Below are 19047 nucleotides of genomic sequence, written 5' to 3'. Positions count from 1 at the left end.
TGACAAATACCATGCGGGCGGCGCGCGGCTTAATACTGATTGGCGATAGGATATTCCATTGATCCAAAACGGATTTGGATATGCGCAGAACGGTAAAGCGCCGCGATTTTACCGCTCCAGCCAGGCCTTCAGACGAATGGCGTCACGGTAGTGGCCGTAGCGCGGCTGCGCGCCAAGCAAGATCATCACCACCGGCTGCCCTTTGATGGTGGTGCGCATCACCAGGCAGTGACCGGCCTCGTCGGTAAAGCCGGTTTTCTGCAGCTGGATCTTCCAGGCCGGGTTGTTGATCAGACCGTTGGAACTGCGATAGACCAGCTGGCCGCGGCCAGGACGCACGATCTGCTGCTTGTCGGTGCTGAAGCGGCGAATCAATGGATAGCGATAGGCGTGATTGACCATTTTCAGCAGATCGTTGGCGGTGGCTACGTTGCGCGGCGTTAGCCCGGTCGGATCGTAGAAACGGGCGCGTTTCATGCCGATGGCGCGCGCTTTCTGATTCATTTTCGCCACGAAGGCCTTGCGCCCGCCGGGATAACTGCGGCTCAGCGCCGCGGCGGCGCGGTTCTCCGAAGACATCAGGGCGATGTGCAGCATATCGCGGCGGCTGAGCACCGAGCCGATGGTCAGCCGCGAATGGGTTTTCTTCAGCAGATCGCGATCGGCGGCGGTGACTTTGAGTTGACTGCCCATGGGGCGTTTGCTGTCCAGGGCGACCATGGCGGTCATCAGCTTGGACAGAGACGCGATCGGCAGCACGCGGTTCGGTTGCTTCTGATAGAGCGTTTTTCCGGTACGCTGATTGACGACCAGCACCGATTTGGCATTCAACACCAATGGCGGCGCGGCGGCATGGGCGGGTGCCAAAACGAACAGCAGGCTGAACAGGGCGGCGGCGCCGAAGCGCCGGACGGACAGACGGAGAACAGGGAGAAATAAAAGCATAGCGACGGCAATAGTGACCCTAAGTGATTAAAAAATATCAAAAGAGTCTGCCCGGCAAATGTGAAGGAAATAGGGTGATAATCGCTCAAACTGTTACAGCAATCCCTTTTGCCGCAGCGTGAAGCGGGTGGCTTCGTTCAGATCGTAGTCCGCCAGGCGTTCGCGCGGCACCCAGGCGTAGTCGTCGAATTCATCGTTGATCGTCACGTCGCGGTTGGCGGCGTGGCAGTCGAAAATCAGGTAAATCATGTAGATTTGTTCCCGGCTGCCGTCGGCGTAGGTTTTGATGCGCACATCGTCGCGGAAGGTCCAGGGCGTGATGCTGTCGAGGATCAGCGCGGGGCCCAGCTCTTCGCGCACTTCGCGCCGCAGCGCTTGCTCTATCTGCTCACCCGGCTCGACGCCGCCGCCGGACAGCGCCCACTGGCCGGGAAATACGCCCTTGTGCGCGGCCATTTTGCACAGCAGGAAGGCGTTATCGTTTTCAATCAGCGGGCAGACAATGATGCGTTGGCGCATGGAGGACTCCTGTCAGAAAGCAAAGCCGCAGGATAGCAGATTTGGCGGCGCAGGGCGGGAAGGTCGATCGCATTCTGTGCGGCGGCGGGAAATCCGGTCGGCGTCTGTCATGGGGTTGCCTCCGGCTTTGTTTTCTTCAACGGGAAATCAATCGCAGATGTTATTAAGTATCAATTCGAATAATTTCGCGTCAGGATAAAGCAGGGATTTTAACCTATCATGGAGTTGATAACGTATGCCTACTAATGGAATAAAACCGCTGTGCCTGATGACTCTTCTTCTGCTGTCGGCCTGCCACAGCGCGCCGGTCAGCCAGCCCCCTCAAGACGCCACGGCGACAGCCCCTATCGATGCCACCAAATCGCTGTTCCCGCTGGGGAACTATTCGCAGTCTGTCGATAAATGGTTGCCGCCCGGTCCGCAGCGGCGGGTGCCCGTGATGGATGCCGCCACGCAGCAACGTCATTTTTCCGCTCTTAAATCTCACTATTTTGGCATGGAGCCGAACGATGAATCCCCCTGGAATCCGCATTACATCGCTGCCGTCCTGAACCGCGAAGCGGAAAGCCACCGTGATGCCGCAATGGATAAACACCTTGGCCGTGGAAGTGTCTCCTGGGGGGAAAACTTCAGGACTCACACCGACCGCTGGAAACAGCAAGTCAGAGATAACGCTTCTACGGACATTAGCCAGGTTTATCATTCTTCGGCCCGAGGCATTGCGGTCAGGGAGACGCTGGTCAGGATCCTGCCGACGGACGATCCGGCTTATGACGACCCTCGCCTGGCTGGACAAGGTTATCCCTTTGATAATTTGCAGGATTCGTCTATCCGCCCCGGCACTCCGGTATACGTTATTACGCAAAGCCGCGATAAACGCTGGAAATACGTCATGTCGCCTACGGTGATCGGTTGGGTGCATAGCGAAGACATCGCGGCGGCGGATCAGCGGTTTGTCTCCGAATGGCTGGCGCTGGCGGGGAAAAATCTGGGGGCATTCATTAAACAGCCGGTTTCGGTGCAAACGGGCGGCCAGTTTTATTTTACGGCGCGCCACGGCACGATTCTGCCATTTTACCGTCACCGACAGGGCCTTTTTGTGGTCGCCGTGCCGGTACGCCGAGAGGATGGCCGCGCACAGATGCGCCGGGTCGTTGTCAAGAAGGGGGAATTTGCCGCCATGCCGTGGAAAATGACGCCCGAACATCTTGCCGTACTGATGCGGTCAATGAGCGGCAGGCCTTATGGCTGGGGAACTATAACTTCAATAATGACTGCTCCGCCGAACTGCGCAGTCTGTTGATGCCTTTTGGCCTCTTTCTTCCCAGAAATTCCGCCGCGCAGATACAGGCGGCCACCCGCGTGGTTGATCTTGCTCAAGCGAACACCAGTGAACGGCTGCGCTATCTCAAAGATCACGGCAAACCCTTCACCACGCTGGTTTACATTCCGGGCCATATCATGCTGTATATCGGTAATGCGCTCATTGACGGCCAGGTTGTGCCGATGACGTACCAGAATATCTGGGGGCTGCGCCCGGCAGATTCAAAGCGCCGCAGCATTATCGGCGGCGCAGTATTTTTCCCGCTGCTGGCGACCTATCCTGAAGATGCGAGCCTGATGTCGCTGGCGGGCAAGGCGCAGTTTAAACTGGGATTTATTGAATAGCCCTTTCTTTAGCTGATAAAGCGACCGCGAATGCGGCCGCTTGTTGTGCGGCGACAAATCGAACTGCGCTAATTGCCTAGCCGGCGCTGGATAATTTTATCGTGCTCATCCGTCAGGTTAGCGTAATTCCAAATAAATAATCCGCCAAGGTTAAAGTCCAAAACCTGATCGATAAAGTAATTTAAATTCCAGTCGGTCAATCCTTTGGTCGTCAGGGCCAGAATGCATTTTTTATTTTCGGCCCCGTTCGCCAACGATTGTTTTAATGCCGGGATCACATTAGCGAGAATATCGTCATTGCTCCACATCGCTGCCGCATAACAGTAATGGATAAAGCGGTCGCATTGGTCTGATTGAATGATTTTTCTGACTTTCTCGTTGAGCTTGTTGCCATTTTCCGTATTGGGGTGGTTGTAAGAATAACCGGCAATAAAACCAAAGCTGGTCTCTTTCCCGGCCTCCTTTAGCCGTTTCATGGCTTCGATGACCCGTTCGGTGTTCATATTGCATTCGTCATCAAAATCGACGCCATCCCAGCCCCGATCGACCGTGGCCGCGACGATCCTCAACACTTCATCCTCATTGGCCGGCTTTTGCTGCGGGGAGCATCCGCCGCCGCCGTAAACCCATAGCGTCTTTCCGTTAAAGCCGGGAAGCGTATCGGGTTTGTTTTGTTTTTCCGGGCTCCATCCTGGCTGGGCTGAGGTGCCTGTGGTTAAGCCATCAAGGTTGGTTACCATGCCGTACATCATGACATCGAACGCTTTATGCGGTTGGCCAGCCAGAGACTGGCTCCATCCGCCCGTAATAAACTTGTTCATTGTCGTTATCTCCTTATTGAGCGTGTTCCTTAAATGAATGTGTCTTGCATGATGGAGGGTATCAGCCGCTATATTCATTTAGCCATTGTGCGGTTGCTGAACGGGCAAGGGATGAAAACTTTTTAAAATGAAATGACGTTTTTATGACGGAAATATTAATGAGCAAGAGCGTTGAAAATCATTAACGCCGAGCGATAAAGATTGTTATAACAGCGTGGACGATCTGGGCTAACGGCAATAGGCAGGATAAGGCGTTATGGTGCAAAGGGCAGCGGAAAAGATGCACAAGCTGGATTTTGATGATGAAGTGACCGGGCTGATCTACGGCCATGCGTTTCGCTCCGGCGAGCCGCCGGCGCGCCTGAACTCGCAGCAGGTTTTGCCTGGCTTACCAAACGTTGTCGCCCGGCGACGGTTTTATCTGGCTGCACCTCAATCTCAACCACGCGGCGGCGGAGAAGTGGCTGAAAAACCATTTCGCCATTTCCGATTTTTTCTTTCACGAAATTCGTCACGGTTCCCACACTACGCGCATCGAGCGGCAGGGCGACGATCTGTTCGCCGTGCTCAACGATGTGATCTTTCACCCTGAAGACAACAACCCGGAAACGGCGACGCTGTGGCTGTATTGCCGCCGTGGGCTGGTGGTGACCGTGCGTCATAAACCGGTGCGATTGATCGAGCGGTTGCTGGGCCGCCTGACGGCGCTGCAGCTGGCGTCGTCCACCGAGCTACTGGCGCACCTGCTGGAAGAGCAGGAGGATGTGCTGGAGCAGGTGGTGCGGCAGGCCAATCAGTATGTCGATACCATCGAGGATCGTCTGCTGACGAGCCGCGTTAAACGCAACCGCGCCGAGCTGGGGCGCATGCGCCGCATGCTATTGCGCTTTCAGCGCCTGTTGGCGCCGGAGCCGGCCGCGCTGTTTCGCCTGTTGAACCGGCCGCCGAGCTGGCTGAGCCGTGAGGTGGTACAGGATCTGCGGCAGTTTACCGAAGAGTTCACCGTAGTGTTGAACGATCTCGCCAGCCTGACCGAACGCATTCGGCTGCTGCAGGAAGAGCTGGGCGCCAAACTGATGGAGCAGAATAACCGCACGCTTTACACCCTGACGGTGATCACCGTGCTGGCGTTGCCGATCAACATCGTCGCCGGTTTTTTCGGCATGAACGTCGGAGGCATACCGCTGGCCAGCAATCACCATGGTTTTATCCTGCTGGTGTTGCTGGTCGGCAGTTTCACGCTGATCGCCGGTTATCTGGCGTTCAGGCGCAGGGACGAGTCGTAATTACAGGCGGGCGCGGTACTCTTCTTCCAGCCGGGCATGGGTGCTCCAGAACGGCTGCGGCGCCCGATCGTGCAGGCGATCCAGCAGAATATCCAGATGGGTATGCCAGCCGCCGGCGACGCTGAGCATCTCGTCGCGGTTAGCCAGGCGCCGGTGGGTGACCGTCAGCAGCACCGCGTTTCCCTGTTCCGTCAACTCGAAGGTCACTTCGGAAGGGCGCCCCTGATCCTGTTCGGCCCAGGTAAAGCTCAATAGGCGCGGCGGGAACAGGCAGGTGATGTGGCCGCGGTTGCTGACGCAGCCGCCGTGCTGTTTGTACTTGGCCGGCGGTTGCTCGTGCTCGCCCGCCAGATCGGAGTTGCGAAACTCCAGCTCCAGCGGCGCGCCGTTTTCCAACTTCATGGCGCCTGCCGCCAGCCAGGTGGCGCGCTTGTCGGATTCGGTCAGGTAAGCCCACACCCGCTCGATGGGGCCGGGCAGCAGCCGCTGGATGCGCAGCGTGCCGGGTTCGATAATCATGCCGTAATCATTCATGGTTCACTCCTTGGGAGGAAGCTGTTCGGGCTGCAGCAGCGCCTGTTCGAGCGCATCCAGCCGTTCAGTCCAGAAATGTTCATAGGTTTGCAGCCAGTGCATGGCCTGCGCCATAGGCTCGGGTTCGAGCCGGCAGATATGGTTTCTTCCTTGCACGGTGCGTTGCACCAGGCCCGCATGTTCCAGTGCTTTCACGTGCTTGGAGGCGCCGGCGAACGACATCTGCAACGGCGCGGCCAGTTCGCCGATACTGCGTTCACCGCCGGCCAGCGCGCGTAACATCGAGCGGCGGGTCGGGTCGGCCAGCGCATGAAAAATGGCGTCCAGCTGTGAGGAAGATAATTCAACCATATGGTTGAATATAGATCAGGCGGGCTAATATTCAACCGTTTTGTTGAATATTTTTTGCCCCGGCGCCAAACCGGGGCGAGGATCAGGCGTCGGCGTGCGCCAGCAGGGCGTTGAGCAACACGTCGGCGCCGGCGGCGGCCCAGGCGGGAGTGATATCTTCCCGCTCGTTGTGGCTGATGCCGTCCACGCAGGGAATGAAAATCATGGCGGTCGGGGCGACGCGGTTAAGGTAACAGGCGTCGTGGCCGGCGCCGGAAATCATGTCGCGATGGCGATAGCTCAATGCCTGCGCGGCGTGACGCACGCTGCCAATACACCCCGGATCGAAGGCGATCGGGGGATACTGGAAGATGCGCTCGGCCCGGGCGGCCAGGCCGCCGCCGTTGACCTCGTTTACCGCCGCCAGTAGGCGCTGCTCCATCTGCACCAGAATAGCCTCCTGCGGATGGCGGAATTCGACGCTGAAAAAGACGCGCCCCGGCACCACGTTGCGCGAATTGGGGGTGATTTGCGCCATGCCCACCGTGGCGCGCGCGTCGGGCGCGAAATCCCAACCGATGCGGTTGACCGCCGTGACCAGCGCCGCTAAGCCGAGCAGGGCGTCGCGGCGCCGATCCATCGGCGTGGTGCCGGCATGGGCGCTGAAGCCGACGACCTCCAGTTCATACCAGCGCTGCCCTTGTGCGGCGGTGACTACGCCGATGTCGAGATGCTCCGCTTCCAGAATCGGCCCCTGTTCGATGTGCAACTCGAAGGCGGCATGGATCGGCGTGTCGCCCACCGGGTACTCGCCGGCGTAGCCGATGCGCTCCAGCGCGTCGCCGAGGCTGACGCCGTGCTCGTCGCGGCGCGTCAGGCCGTATTCCAGGTCGAATACCCCGGCGAACACGCCCGAGGCGATCATCGCCGGCGCGAAGCGCGCGCCTTCTTCGTTGGTCCAGTTGATCACTTCGATCGCGCGTTCGGTGACGATCTGCCGATCGTTAAGGGTACGAATAACCTCTAATCCGGCCAGCACGCCGTAGATGCCGTCGAAACGGCCGCCGCGGGGCTGCGAATCACCGTGCGAGCCGGTGACGACCGGCGCCAGCTCGGGGCGAGCGCCTTCACGCCGCAGGAACATGTTGCCCATTTTGTCGACGCGTACGCTGCAACCCGCCTCCTGCGCCCAGGCGCGCAGTTGCTCGCGCGCTTGCCGATCTTCTTCACTCAGCGCCAGCCGGGTGACGCCGTTATCGGCGATGGCGCCGAACTGCGCCATCGTCTGCAGGCTTTGCCACAGGCGCTCGCCGTTGACTCGATACGTCATTGATCTTCTCCCGGCGTTTTAGCGGTGTAGCGGAAATCGCAGCAGGGGGCGCCGGACATGATGGTCTGGCTGCGCTGCAGGTCGACGTCAGGGGCATAGCCAACGATAAACTGACTGTCGCGAGCGCAGGAGAGCAGGTGGCCGATCTCCCCCAGCCCCATCTCGTGATACATCTCGGCGTAGCGGCAGCGGGTGACGTTATAGTCGAAGTGCTGCGCGTCCTGATTGATCACCTCGACGCGCAGCGCATCGTCTTTTTCCCACAGGTACTGCAAGGCGGCGAAGCTGCGCAGATCCGCACCGTTCGGTTCCTGGGCGGCGAACTGTTTGCCCGCCTCGATGGCGGCATTCTCGATGGCTTCGCCGATCACCGCCTGAGCGCGCGCCTTGCCGATTTCACGCACCAGAATCTGGTAGATCGGCTTGATGATCTCCGCCTCGATCTTTCTGCGGGCCAAAATGCCCAATTCGTTTTTTGCACAGCTCATCGCCTTGCTCCTCTTGATTTATTGTGACTTGGCGCCGCCCAACACGGTTTGCGGCTGCCATTTGCCGTCAACCACCCGGTACAGGGTGAAGCTCGGCTGTTGCAGGTTGCCTTGCGCATCGAAGGCGATGTCGCCGGTGACGCCCTGGTAATGTATGGCGCGCAGTTTCGGCAGATAATCGGCCGGATTGGCCGAATCGGCTTGCTCAATGGCGGCGATCAGCATCCGGGTGGCGTCGTAGGCGAAGGGCGCATGCAGTTCGATGTGGGTGTGATAACGATCGCGGTAGGCTTGTTCAAACGCCTTGCCGCCCGGCATCTGTTCCAGCGGTAGCCCCGGCTCCAGCGCGACGACGCCTTCGCCTTCCCGCTGCGCCAGCGTCAGGAAGGTTTGGCTGACGAAGCCGCCGGCGCCCATCAGCTGCGCGTTCATGCCCAGCTGTTTCAGTTTGCGCGCCAGCGGCGCCGCCTGCGAATCCACGCCGCCGAAGAAGATCAGATCGGCGTTTTTACTGCGGACGGTGGTCAGTACGGCGCTGAAATCAACGGTCTTGTCATCCACATACTCACGGGTGACCGGCTGCACGCCCTGGGCCTGCAGCGATTTGATAAACTCGTCCGCCAGCCCCTGGCCGAAAGCGGTGCGATCGTCTATCACTGCGATGCGCTTGGCTTTCAGCGTCTTCACCGCATATTGCCCGGCGTAGTTGCCGCCGTCGTCGTCGTGGCCCATCACGCGAAAGCTGGTGTCAAAACCTTGCTGCGTGTAGCCGTGACCGGTCGCCACCGGCGCCACCTGAGCGATGCCGGCGTCGTGATAGATGCGCGCCGCCGGGATGCTGGTGCCGGTGTTCCAGTGGCCGACCACGCCGGCGACGCCTTCGTCGACCAAACGCTGCGCCACGGCCACGGCGGTGCGCGGGTCGGACTGATCGTCCTCGGACACCAGCTTGAAGGTGACCGGTTTGCCGTTCAGCGTCGGTTTCTGTGCGTTAGCGTCGGCGATCGCCAGCCGTGCGCCGTTTTCGAGATCTTTGCCGATGCGCGCGGAAGGGCCGGTCAGCGGCCCGGCAAGACCGATCAATACGGTGTCGTCCGCCAGCGCCGGGAGGCTCAGGATCATTGTCATGGCGGCCAGCGCCAACGGCTTGATGCGAATGTTCTGCTGCATGTCATACTCCTGGTGCGGTTAAAAGTAACAACGGTTATTCACCCAAATAGATCCGTTTGATTTTTTCATCGTCCAGCATGTCGGCGGAGCGGCCGCTGTGGCTCAGGCTGCCGCTGTCCAATACGTAGGCGCGATCGGTGGACGCCAGCGCCAGGCGGGCGTTCTGCTCGACCAACAGCAGCGTGACGCCGTCACGGGCTAACTGCTTGATGACCGAGAAAATGGCCTCCACCACAATCGGCGCCAGCCCCATCGACGGTTCGTCCAATATCAGCAGCCGCGGGCGGCTGAGCAGCGCGCGGCCCATCGCCACCATCTGTTGTTCACCGCCGGAAAGCAGCCCGGCCGGTTGATGCAGGCGCTCGCTCAGCCGTGGGAAGGTGGCGCACACGCGTTCAAAATCTTGCCGCACCGCCGATGCGTCACGCCGCGCATAGGCACCCAGCTGCAGGTTTTCTCGCACCGTCAGGCGGGTGAAAATGCCGCGTCCCTCCGGCACCATCACCAGCCCTTGCTGCAGCAAGCGGTGCGGCGGCATGCCGCGAATCGAACGGCCGTCGAACAGGATGTCGCCCTCAAACGGCTGCAGGCCGGTCAGCGCCCGCAGGCTCGAGGTTTTGCCCGCGCCATTGGCGCCGATCAGCGTCACCTGTTCGCCGGCGTTCACCATGAAATCGATGCCTTTGACCGCATGAATGCCGCCATAAGACACTTTGAGTCGTTTAACGCTCAGCAGGGCTTCAGACATGCGCGCCGCCTCCCAGATAGGCTTGAATGACCGCCGGTTCGCGCCGCACCTGCGCCGGTTCGCCTTCGGCGATCGCTTTGCCGTAATCCAGCACCGTCAGCCGATCGCACAGGCCCATCACCAGCTTGACGTCATGTTCGATCAGCAGCAGCGTTTTGCCGCTGTCGCGGATGCGCAGCAGCAGTTCGCGCAGCGCCACTTTTTCTCCGGCGTTCATGCCGGCTGCCGGTTCGTCCAGCGCCAGCAACCGGGGCTCGGTCGCCAGCGCGCGGGCGATCTCCAGCCGCCGCTGATGGCCGTAGGCGAGATCGCCGGCGCGGTAATGGGCGAATTGGCTGATGCCGACGTACTCCAGCAGCGCATGAGATTTATCGCGCACCGCCTGTTCCTCCTCCCTGGCGCGACGGTGCCGGGCGATCGCCGCCCACAGGCCGTTGCGGGTGCGCACGTGGCAGCCGACCATCACGTTTTCCAGCACGCTCATTTCATTGAACAACCGCAGGTTTTGGAAGGTGCGGGCAATGCCGGCCTGCGCCACTTTGTCGATCGCCTGGGGCTTATAGCGCTGGCCCGCCAGGCGGAACTCGCCCGCGTCGGCGCGATACAGGCCGGTGATCAGGTTGAAGCAGGTGGTCTTACCGGCGCCGTTCGGCCCAATCAGGCCGTAGATTTCCCCCTGGCGGATGCTCATGCTGACGTCATCCACCGCCGTCAGGCCGCCGAAGCGTTTGCTGATATGGTGTAAAGCGAGCAGCGGCGTCATGCGGCGTTCCCCCGTGCGTGGCGGGCCGGCCACAGGCCCGCCGGGCGATACAGCATCACCAGGATCAGCGCCAGGCCGTAAAACAGTTGGCGGATGATTTCCGGGTCGATCAGCACCTGGCCGAATAGCGCCTGCTGCAGCGGCCCCATGCTGCTGCGCAGCAGCTCCGGCAGGGCAGCCAGCAGCAGCGCGCCCAGGATCACGCCGGGGATGTGCCCCATGCCGCCGAGCACCACCATCGCCAGTACGGCGATCGATTCCTGCAGGGTGAACGATTCCGGCGACACGAAGCCCTGAAACGCGGCGAACAGCGCGCCGGCCACGCCGCCGAAGGTGGCGCCGATGGCGAAGGCCAGCAGCTTGAAGTTGCGGGTGTTGATGCCCATCGCCCGCGCGGCGTCCTCGTCTTCGCGGATCGCCGTCCACGCGCGGCCGATGCGCGAGTTCTGCAGCCGCAGGCTGATGAAGAGGATCGCCAGCAGCAGGGCGGCGAACAGGTAGTAATACAGGTACAGGCCGGAAAAACGTACGCCGAACCACTCATGCATGCCGGAAAACTTCAGGCCGAACAGGCTGACCGGATCGATGCCGGAAATGCCTTTGGGGCCGTTGGTGAGGTTGACCGGGCGGTCGAGATTGCGCATCAGAATGCGCACGATTTCGCCGAAACCGAGCGTGACGATCGCCAGATAATCGCCGCGCAGCCGCAGCGTCGGCGCGCCGAGCAGGATGCCGCACGCCGCCGCCAGCAGCGCCGCCAGCGGGATCAGACCCAGCATCGACAGGTGCAGCCCGTCGGGGAACCACTGCAGCAGCAGCGGGAATTGCTGTGTCAGATGCGGTGACGACAGCAGCGCGGCCAAATAGGCGCCGACGGCGTAAAAGGCGATAAAGCCCATGTCCAGCAACCCGGTCATGCCCACCACGATGTTCAGCCCGAGCGCCAGCATCAGGTACAGCAGGGCGAAATCGACGACCCGCACCCAGTAGTTGCCCCCGGCGGCGCCCGCCACCCAGGGCGCCAGCAGCAGCGCGAGAATGAACAGCGTCAGCCCCAGCCTGGCGCGGCGCGGCGTGGCCAGAGGAACGGGAGGAGTCAAAACGGTCATGGTGATGTCCTTATGCGCGCGTGGCGATGCGTTCGCCCAAGAGCCCGGAGGGGCGGAAGACCAGCACGGCGATCAGCACCAGAAACGCGAACACGTCCTGGTAGTTGCTGCCGAACACGCCGCCGGTCAGCTCGCCGAGATAGCCGGTGCCCAGCGATTCGAACAGGCCCAGCAGCAATCCGCCGAGCATCGCGCCGCGCAGGTTGCCGATGCCGCCAAGCACGGCGGCGGTAAACGCCTTGATGCCCGGCAGAAAGCCCATCGAGAAACCGGCGTTGCCGTAGTTGCTGGCCATCATGATGCCGGCCACCGCCGCCAGCGCGCCGCCGAGCGCGAAGGTCAGAACGATGATGCGGTCAGGACTGATGCCCATCAGGCCGGCGACCTGCGGGTTTTCCGCCGTGGCGCGCATGGCGCGGCCGAAACGGCTGTGTTCGACCAGCAGCCATAAGCCGGCCATGACCGCGACGGCTACCGCCAGCGTGACGATCGCCGTGCCGGTGATCACCGCCGGCGCATGCCCGCCGCTGCCTGCGGTCAGGGCGATGGGGGTCATTGGCAGCAGCTGCGGAAACATCAGGGGATTGCGTGACCAGATCAGCATCGCCAGGGTTTGCAGCAGCAGCGAGACGCCGATACCGCTGATCAGCGGGGCCAGGCGCGGTGCATTGCGCAATCGGCGGTAGGCGAGACGCTCGATCGCCATCGAGGTGATGGCGCAGACCGCCATGGCGAACAGGGCCGCCAGCAGCAGCGTGGCGTACGGCGGTAACGCGGGAAAATGGTGTTGCAACACGCTTATCGCCGACAACGCGCTCAGCGCACCGACCATCAGCACGTCGCCGTGCGCGAAATTGATGATGCGCAGGATGCCGTACACCATGGTGTAACCGAGCGCGATCAGCGCATAGATGCTGCCGAGCATCAAACCGTTGACGGTTTGCTGTACCAGCGTATCCATAGAGAGAGTCCGGAGATAATGAGTCAGGAGGGTCACAGTAGAGAATTTAAAAAAATTGTAAAATACGGAAAAATACTTTCTTATACAAAAAACGAGTGATTTTAATGCGTTGATTTTTATGTATATTGAATCCATTCCTTCAGTGTCGATTTCCCAAAAACAGTCAATATATGAAAAAAACAGAACAGTACGATGAGCCATTGCCGATGCTGCCGAACGATCCGCCGCTGCGCGCCGTGCGGGCGTTCGAAGCCATCGCGCGCCTGGGGGGCATCAGCGCGGCGGCTAATGAGCTGATGATTTCGCCTTCGGCGGTCAGTCATCAACTCAAAACGCTGGAGGCATTTTTGCAGATGCCGTTGACCGAACGGCAGGGGCGTAACCTGGTGCTGCGCAGCGAGGGGCGGGAGTATTACCGTTCGATTCGCTCGGCGTTCAACGTGCTGCGCCAGGCGACCGAACACGTGCGCGAGCAATCCGCGTCGCGGCAGGTGACCATCAGCCTGATCCCGCTGTTCGGCATGGGTTGGTTCATTCCGCGGCTGCGTGGTTTCCTGCGCGAAAATCCGGATATCGACATCAATGTGGTCTACGCCAACCACCGCAATTACCTGAGCGACGCCGCCGACCTGTCGATCCGCTTCGGGGTCGGGCAGTGGACCGGCTATCGCAGCGAGAAGCTGATGTCCGGCAAAATGGTGCCGGTGTGCAGCCGGGCATTCAGTAAACTGCATGGTTTGCTCGATACGCCGGAGCAGCTGGCGACGCTGCCGCTGCTGCACGACGAGGAGCGCAATACCTGGATGCAATGGTTTCAGCAGGCCGGCGTCAAGCGCCCGCTGCGCAGTATCGGCCCGATGTTTGAGGACGGATTGTTGACATTGGCGGCGGTGCAGGCGGGGCTAGGGTGTGCGTTGATGCGTGAACCGTTAATCGCCCAGTACCTTGAAAGCGGTGAGTTGATTAAAATGTTCGATCTGCCGATCGACGACGGCCGCGATTATTACCTGTGCGCTCGACTGGATAGCGAGCTGTCGCAGGAAGGCGAAAATCTGCGGCAGTGGCTGCGCCGCGAAGCCGATGAGAGCCGGCTCGCGTAACGCCGGGCGGAAACAGGGGGGAGCCGGACGTTCATTTCACTTTCCCACGACGCGCGCCACGCCAACAGGAAAGTAATAGGCCCTCCGGGGTGGGCGTTTTTAAACCGTTGCTCACCGGCGATGATTGCTGAAGCTTCAACGCGCGATGCTGTCACTGGCGAAGATGACGGCTATGCTTAACTTGCCGATCACGTGGCGCGACGGCCATAAAGTGACAATAATTCCCACTCTCAGCGCAACGTCAAGGAGCGAGCAGATGTCTGTCGGCAATGATACGGAAACCGTGAATAAGACGGGGCTGGCGCCGCTGGCGTTGGGCGCATTGGGCGTGGTGTTCGGCGATATCGGCACCAGCCCGCTGTACACCCTGAAAACCGTGCTGTTTCTCTCCGGCGACGCGCCTTCGGCGCCGGTGATCCTTGGCCTGCTGTCGCTGATATTCTGGACGCTGGTGATCGTCACTTCTCTCAAATACGCCATGTTCGCCATGCGCATCGGCAACCGCGGCGAGGGCGGCATCATGGCGCTGATGTCGCTGCTGGTAAGCAAGCGAAAATCCCGGCCGCTGGTGTTGTTCGCCGGCCTGTTCGGCGCCGCGCTCATTTACGGCGACGGCGCCATCACGCCGGCCATTTCGGTGCTCTCGGCCCTCGAAGGGCTGAACATCGTGCTGCCGGCGTCGCAGCCCTATATTCTGCCGGCGGCGGTGGTGATTTTGCTCAGTCTGTTCGCCATTCAGCCGCTGGGTACCGCGCGCATCGGCCGCGTGTTCGGGCCGATCATGGCGCTGTGGTTCCTGTCGATCGCTGCGTTGGGCGTGTGGGGCATCATCCAGCATCCGGCGGTTTTGCTGGCGCTGAACCCGCTCTATGGCATTCACTTCCTGTTCTCCAACGGACTGACCAGCTTCCTGGTGCTAGGCGGCGTGTTTTTGTGCGTCACCGGCGCCGAAGCGCTGTATGCCGACATGGGGCATTTCGGCAAACGGCCGATTTGGCTGGCCTGGTTCGGCATCGTTTTTCCCAGCCTGTTGCTTAACTACGCCGGTCAGGCCGCGCTGATCCTGAGCGGCGCCGATGTCACGCAGAACATCTTCTTCCGTTTATGCCCGCCGGCGATGCTGATCCCGCTGGTGATCCTGGCTACGCTGGCGACGATCATCGCCAGCCAGGCGATCATCAGCGGTGCGTTTTCCATGACCCGCCAGGCGATCCAACTGGGGTGGCTGCCGCGGCTGCGGGTCAGGCAAACCACCGAGGAAAGTTACGGGCAGATCTACATTGGCGCCATCAACTGGTTGCTGATGGTGGTGACGCTGTTCCTGACCGTGTTCTTTAAATCGTCGGACAATCTGGCCGCCGCCTACGGCATCGCCGTCTCGTTGACCATGACCATGACCACCGGCCTGCTGTTCGTCGCCATGCGCGAGGTGTGGCGCTGGGGGCCGATCGCCAGCCTGTTGGTGGCGGGCGGTTTCTTCGTGGTCGATTTGAGCTTCCTGACGGCCAACATGACTAAAGTGCTGCAGGGCGGTTATATCCCGCTGCTGTTGGCCGCCGCGGTCTATACCGTGATGCTGGTCTGGCATCGCGGGGTGCTGGCGGCCGCGCGCACCCTCGGTGAAACGACAGTGCCGGTAGAGGATTTCCTGGAGAAAATCCGCAGCGAATCCGTGCCGCGCGTGCCGGGCACCGCGGTATTTCTGACTCGCAGCCTGCAGGGGACGCCGCCGGTGATGAAATGGCAGGTCAAGCGTAACGGTTCGCTGCACGCCAACGTGCTGGCGCTCACCATTGCCATCGTCAATGAGCCGCGGGTCTCGAATGCTGAACGGTTGGTGATGCGCGAGCTGTCGCCGGGCTTTTGGTGCGGCGTGGCCAGCTATGGCTTTATGGAGCGGCCTAACATCCCGCAGCTGTTGCAGCACGTCGAGGCGCAGAAATCCGGTCTGAACTTCGACGAGGCGACCTACTATCTCGGGCACGAGACCGTGGTGCGCCGCGAAGCGAACGACCGGTTGCCATCCTGGCAGCGCAACCTGTTCGCGCTGATGGTGCGCAACGGCATGCACGTCACGGATTATTACTACCTGCCCAGCGATCAGGTGGTGGAGATTAGCCGCCGCGTGCCGGTATAGGGCGCGAAAAAGGCATCGCCGCAATTGCGGCTTGCATCACACAACGCGGTTTGCATTTCATTCCTGGCCGCCACAACCTGACAAGAAACGGATTGTTACTGACGCGATCAGGCAAAACCTAACTTCTCTCCCGGCATCGAACATGGCCGGATGGGCGGTTAGGTTTTTTTTTTGCAAAAAGGAGAAGGGAATGAAACTTGTCGTCGCTAATGATTACCAGGAAATGAGTGAGCTGGCCGCCAGCCTGTTGTTGAGTTACATGCTGCGCCCGCAGCGCGTCAATCTGGCTATCACCGCCGGCTCGACGCCTAAACGGATGTATGAGTTGTTGGCTCCGCGCGTCAAGGGCCACGCGGAATTCGCCAACGCGCATTACTATAATTTCGATGAAATTCCTTACGCCGGTCGACCGGGCTATGGCGTCACCATGGAGAATCTGCACCGTATGTTCTTTGGTCCGGCGGCGATCCCCGAGCGGCAACTGCACGTCTTGAATTCGGACAACTACCTCCAGCACGATCGGTGTATCGCCGAAGATGGCGGGCTGGATGCAATCGTGATGGGCGTCGGGGCGGACGGGCATTTCTGCGGCAATCTGCCGGGCACCACCGCCTTCGAAGACCGCACCTGTCGGGTGCCGGTTTCCGCCAGGCCGGATATGGCGGACATTTTGCTCAAAGAGGTGGGCGGCCGCACTGAATGGCTGCCCGATCATTACGTCACCCTGGGGCCTGCAAGCGTGATGGCCGCCAAAAAGCTGGTGCTGCTCGTCAACGGTTCGCACAAAGCGGACATTTTGCGGCGTATTGTCAGCGGGCCGGTGGAGAGCGGGGTGCCCGCCAGCATTTTGATGCTGCATCCGGACCTGTTGATTATCGCCGATCGGGAGGCCGCGGCGCTGCTGCCTTAAGCGTTCATCCGGCGCGTCTCGCCTCAGAACCAACGGTCATAACCTGCAACCAAAGCGTCTTTCCCTGCGGCGCAGAATCAGGCTAGAGTGCGTTTTTTCATGCACCTGGGGGATTCCGATGCTGTTCGATTTAAACCAGCAGGCGGCCGAACTGCCTGAGGCCTGGCGCTCTGCCGTGCTGGGCCGCGTCGGTGCGGCCAATATCAAAGTGCTGCGCATGGATGCGCGCAGCATTGCGGATGAAGTGCATGATTACAGCGAAGGGTTGCTGGTGATCAGCGGCCACCTGCGGCTGCAGGTGGCGGGGGAAGACGTGGTGGTGCGGGCCGGTCAGCTGTATCAGGCCGCGGCCGGCGTGCCGCACCGCGTGTTGCCGGGCAGCGAAGGCACGCTGGTGATTGTCGATTTGCCGGAGGATTAAGCGTCGCCCAACGCCGTCAGCGCCACGTTTACCGCCGCCAATAACCGCGCCTCGGTGACGCCGTCACGCGCCTGAATCGACAGGCCGTGCAGGAAGACGGCGAAATAGTCACCCAGGCTGTCGGCATCGGTGTCGGCCGGCAATTCGCCGGTTTGCACCGCCTGCCGCAGCCGTTCGACGATCTGCTGCGTGCGCTGCAGCCGATGCTCTGCCAGCCAGGCTTTGAGCCCGTCGTTTTCCGCGCTGACGCTGGCGGCGGCGGAGACCACCATGCAGCCTTGCGGCAGATCGGGCCGGCTATAGAGCCGCACGGCGTCTTCCAGCAGGCGTTTGAGCGCCGGGCGAATGCCGTTTTCCGTCGCGAAGGCGCGATCGGCGAAGCCCCCTTCGGCGGCTTCATAACAGGCAATCGCCTCGCGGAACAGCTGCTCTTTGGAGCCGAACGCTTTGTAGATGCGTGCGGAAGCGATGCCCAACTCCGCCACCAGATCCGACATCGAAGTGCCTTCGTAACCTTGCCGCCAGAATAAGTTTCGCGCCTTCAATAGCGCCTGTTCGCGATCGAACTCGCGCGGTCTGCCTGCCATTCGCTGCTCCAATTTACCTGCCATTCAGCGACATAGGATCGCTTAAATCGACGGGAATACCAATGCCTTTATAAATTTCGCTTGCGGTCGCCGCGCTTTGCTTCTATTGTTTGTCAATCGACAACTAATGGGAGTTTACGATGAAAACCCTCAAAGGTCCAAGCCTGCATCTCGCGCAATTCAGCGATGACGCGGCGCCTTTCAACAGCTTGCCCGCCATTGCCGAGTGGGCGGCGCGGACCGGTTTTACCGCCTTGCAGATCCCGGCCTGGGATCGGCGTTTATTCGACGTGGCCACCGCTGCGGAAAGCCAAACCTACTGCGACGATTTGACCGGCATGTTGGCGGAGCAGGGGTTGGTGGTCAGCGAACTGACCAGCCATATCTTCGGCCAGCTGATGGCGGTGCACCCGGCTTACGATGCGCTGTGCGACAGCTTTGCGCCGCCGGCGCTGCAGGGCGATCCCAAGGCCCGCGGCGAGTGGGCGCGGCAGCAAATGCTGTTGGCGGTGAAGGCGTCGGCGCGGCTGGGGCTCAGCGAACTGGGCACCTTTTCCGGTTCGCTGGCCTGGCCCTATCTGTTCCCGTTCCCGCAGCGCCCTGAAGGATTGATTGACACCGCGTTCAACGAACTCGCCAAACGCTGGCTGCCGGTGCTCGACGCCTGCGAGGAGCAGGGCATCAATCTATGTTATGAAATTCACCCGAGTGAGGATCTTCACGACGGCGTGACGTTTGAGATGTTTCTGCAGCGCGTCGGCAACCATCCGCGTTGCCGGGTGTTGTTCGATCCGAGCCACATGGTGCTGCAGCAGCTTAACTATCTGGAGTTTATCGATATCTATAAGGACGTTATCGGCATGTTCCACGTTAAGGACGCCGAGTTCAATCCGACCGGTCGTCAGGGCATATACGGCGGTTATCAGTCCTGGATCGATCGCGCCGGCCGTTTCCGCTCGCTGGGCGACGGCCAGGTCGATTTCAACGGCATTTTCTCCCGTTTGACGCAGTATGGCTATCCGGGCTGGGCGACGCTGGAGTGGGAGTGCTGCCTGAAAAATCCACAGGACGGCGCTCGCGAAGGCGCGGCCTTCATTCGCGAGCGCATTATCCGTGTCACCGACAAAGTGTTTGATGACTTCGCCGGTGCGCCGGTCAATCCTCAGCAGATCAATGCATTGCTCGGCATTCGCTGAGCCTGACCCCACAGGGAGTTAACC

Annotated in this window: 18 protein-coding genes and 2 pseudogenes; 7 read left to right on the top strand and 13 right to left on the bottom strand. The window is 60.7% G+C overall.

Annotation, left to right across the window (positions count from 1 at the left end):
• Positions 1-108: 108 nt before the first annotated feature.
• Both pbpG and nudI read right to left on the bottom strand, forming a co-directional pair.
• Positions 109-945 (bottom strand): D-alanyl-D-alanine endopeptidase, encoded by an 837-nt coding sequence (gene pbpG / locus SERRSCBI_RS12080; protein WP_042784611.1) that lies wholly within the window; start codon positions 943-945, stop codon positions 109-111.
• A 93-nt stretch (positions 946-1038) separates the two neighbouring features.
• Positions 1039-1464 carry a nucleoside triphosphatase NudI gene (nudI, locus tag SERRSCBI_RS12075; protein WP_033650314.1) on the bottom strand — a complete coding sequence of 142 codons (426 nt, stop codon included), beginning with the start codon at positions 1462-1464 and terminating at the stop codon, positions 1039-1041.
• A gap of 235 nt (positions 1465-1699) precedes the next feature.
• Here nudI and SERRSCBI_RS12070 point away from each other — a divergent pair.
• Positions 1700-3132: pseudogene (locus SERRSCBI_RS12070) on the top strand (SH3 domain-containing protein).
• 68 nt (positions 3133-3200) lie between these two features.
• On the opposite strand, the gene SERRSCBI_RS12065 reads toward SERRSCBI_RS12070, so the two are convergent.
• Entirely contained in the window at positions 3201-3953 is a 753-nt protein-coding gene (locus SERRSCBI_RS12065) for a hypothetical protein (protein WP_033643192.1), read from the bottom strand.
• Positions 3954-4209: 256 nt separating this feature from the next.
• Here SERRSCBI_RS12065 and SERRSCBI_RS12060 point away from each other — a divergent pair.
• A pseudogene (locus SERRSCBI_RS12060) lies at positions 4210-5239 on the top strand (transporter).
• Here the strand turns inward: SERRSCBI_RS12060 and SERRSCBI_RS12055 are convergent.
• The 9 genes from SERRSCBI_RS12055 to SERRSCBI_RS12015 form a co-directional block, all read right to left on the bottom strand.
• Positions 5240-5773, bottom strand: coding sequence for an SRPBCC family protein (locus tag SERRSCBI_RS12055; RefSeq protein WP_016927616.1), 534 nt, complete (start codon positions 5771-5773; stop codon positions 5240-5242). It lies immediately after the preceding pseudogene.
• A 3-nt stretch (positions 5774-5776) separates the two neighbouring features.
• Positions 5777-6124 carry a helix-turn-helix transcriptional regulator gene (locus SERRSCBI_RS12050; RefSeq protein WP_004938187.1) on the bottom strand — a complete coding sequence of 116 codons (348 nt, stop codon included), beginning with the start codon at positions 6122-6124 and terminating at the stop codon, positions 5777-5779.
• 82 nt (positions 6125-6206) lie between these two features.
• A complete protein-coding gene (locus SERRSCBI_RS12045; RefSeq protein WP_042784610.1) occupies positions 6207-7433 on the bottom strand; it encodes a Zn-dependent hydrolase in 1227 nt (408 codons plus the stop codon).
• Positions 7430-7921 carry an L-2-amino-thiazoline-4-carboxylic acid hydrolase gene (locus tag SERRSCBI_RS12040; protein ID WP_033643188.1) on the bottom strand — a complete coding sequence of 164 codons (492 nt, stop codon included), beginning with the start codon at positions 7919-7921 and terminating at the stop codon, positions 7430-7432. The genes SERRSCBI_RS12045 and SERRSCBI_RS12040 overlap by 4 nt, the downstream gene beginning before the upstream one ends.
• A gap of 18 nt (positions 7922-7939) precedes the next feature.
• Positions 7940-9049: a branched-chain amino acid ABC transporter substrate-binding protein gene (locus SERRSCBI_RS12035; RefSeq protein ID WP_369795932.1), complete on the bottom strand. Its 1110-nt coding sequence runs from the start codon at positions 9047-9049 to the stop codon at positions 7940-7942.
• Between the two features lie 76 nt (positions 9050-9125).
• Positions 9126-9839, bottom strand: coding sequence for an ABC transporter ATP-binding protein (locus SERRSCBI_RS12030; RefSeq protein ID WP_042784608.1), 714 nt, complete (start codon positions 9837-9839; stop codon positions 9126-9128).
• The gene (locus tag SERRSCBI_RS12025; RefSeq protein ID WP_033643185.1) at positions 9832-10602 is read right to left on the bottom strand and encodes an ABC transporter ATP-binding protein; all 771 of its coding nucleotides are present in this window, start codon (positions 10600-10602) and stop codon (positions 9832-9834) included. The genes SERRSCBI_RS12030 and SERRSCBI_RS12025 overlap by 8 nt, the downstream gene beginning before the upstream one ends.
• Positions 10599-11711 carry an ABC transporter ATP-binding protein gene (locus SERRSCBI_RS12020; protein ID WP_033643184.1) on the bottom strand — a complete coding sequence of 371 codons (1113 nt, stop codon included), beginning with the start codon at positions 11709-11711 and terminating at the stop codon, positions 10599-10601. The genes SERRSCBI_RS12025 and SERRSCBI_RS12020 overlap by 4 nt, the downstream gene beginning before the upstream one ends.
• A 10-nt stretch (positions 11712-11721) precedes the next feature.
• Positions 11722-12672 (bottom strand): branched-chain amino acid ABC transporter permease, encoded by a 951-nt coding sequence (locus SERRSCBI_RS12015; RefSeq protein WP_042784607.1) that lies wholly within the window; start codon positions 12670-12672, stop codon positions 11722-11724.
• A 170-nt stretch (positions 12673-12842) separates the two neighbouring features.
• On the opposite strand from SERRSCBI_RS12015, the gene SERRSCBI_RS12010 reads away from it, so the two are divergent.
• From SERRSCBI_RS12010 to SERRSCBI_RS11995, 4 genes are all read left to right on the top strand, one after another.
• On the top strand, positions 12843-13772 hold the full coding sequence (locus SERRSCBI_RS12010) for a LysR substrate-binding domain-containing protein (RefSeq protein WP_033643182.1): 930 nt from the start codon (positions 12843-12845) through the stop codon (positions 13770-13772).
• A 256-nt stretch (positions 13773-14028) separates the two neighbouring features.
• Positions 14029-15909 (top strand): potassium transporter Kup, encoded by a 1881-nt coding sequence (locus tag SERRSCBI_RS12005; RefSeq protein ID WP_042784605.1) that lies wholly within the window; start codon positions 14029-14031, stop codon positions 15907-15909.
• Positions 15910-16099: 190 nt separating this feature from the next.
• The gene (locus SERRSCBI_RS12000; protein ID WP_042784604.1) at positions 16100-16819 is read left to right on the top strand and encodes a glucosamine-6-phosphate deaminase; all 720 of its coding nucleotides are present in this window, start codon (positions 16100-16102) and stop codon (positions 16817-16819) included.
• A 118-nt stretch (positions 16820-16937) separates the two neighbouring features.
• On the top strand, positions 16938-17240 hold the full coding sequence (locus SERRSCBI_RS11995; protein ID WP_042784602.1) for a cupin domain-containing protein: 303 nt from the start codon (positions 16938-16940) through the stop codon (positions 17238-17240).
• Here the strand turns inward: SERRSCBI_RS11995 and SERRSCBI_RS11990 are convergent.
• Positions 17237-17827: a TetR/AcrR family transcriptional regulator gene (locus SERRSCBI_RS11990; RefSeq protein WP_042784600.1), complete on the bottom strand. Its 591-nt coding sequence runs from the start codon at positions 17825-17827 to the stop codon at positions 17237-17239. The two genes, SERRSCBI_RS11995 and SERRSCBI_RS11990, sit on opposite strands and share 4 nt — an antisense overlap.
• A 140-nt stretch (positions 17828-17967) precedes the next feature.
• Here SERRSCBI_RS11990 and SERRSCBI_RS11985 point away from each other — a divergent pair, with 140 nt between their 5' ends.
• Positions 17968-19023, top strand: coding sequence for a sugar phosphate isomerase/epimerase (locus SERRSCBI_RS11985; protein WP_042784599.1), 1056 nt, complete (start codon positions 17968-17970; stop codon positions 19021-19023).
• Positions 19024-19047 lie beyond the last annotated feature (24 nt).

This window comes from Serratia sp. SCBI, assembly GCF_000747565.1.
Classification (GTDB): Bacteria; Pseudomonadota; Gammaproteobacteria; order Enterobacterales; family Enterobacteriaceae; genus Serratia; species Serratia ureilytica.
This window is presented reverse-complemented; position numbering and strand designations above follow the sequence as displayed.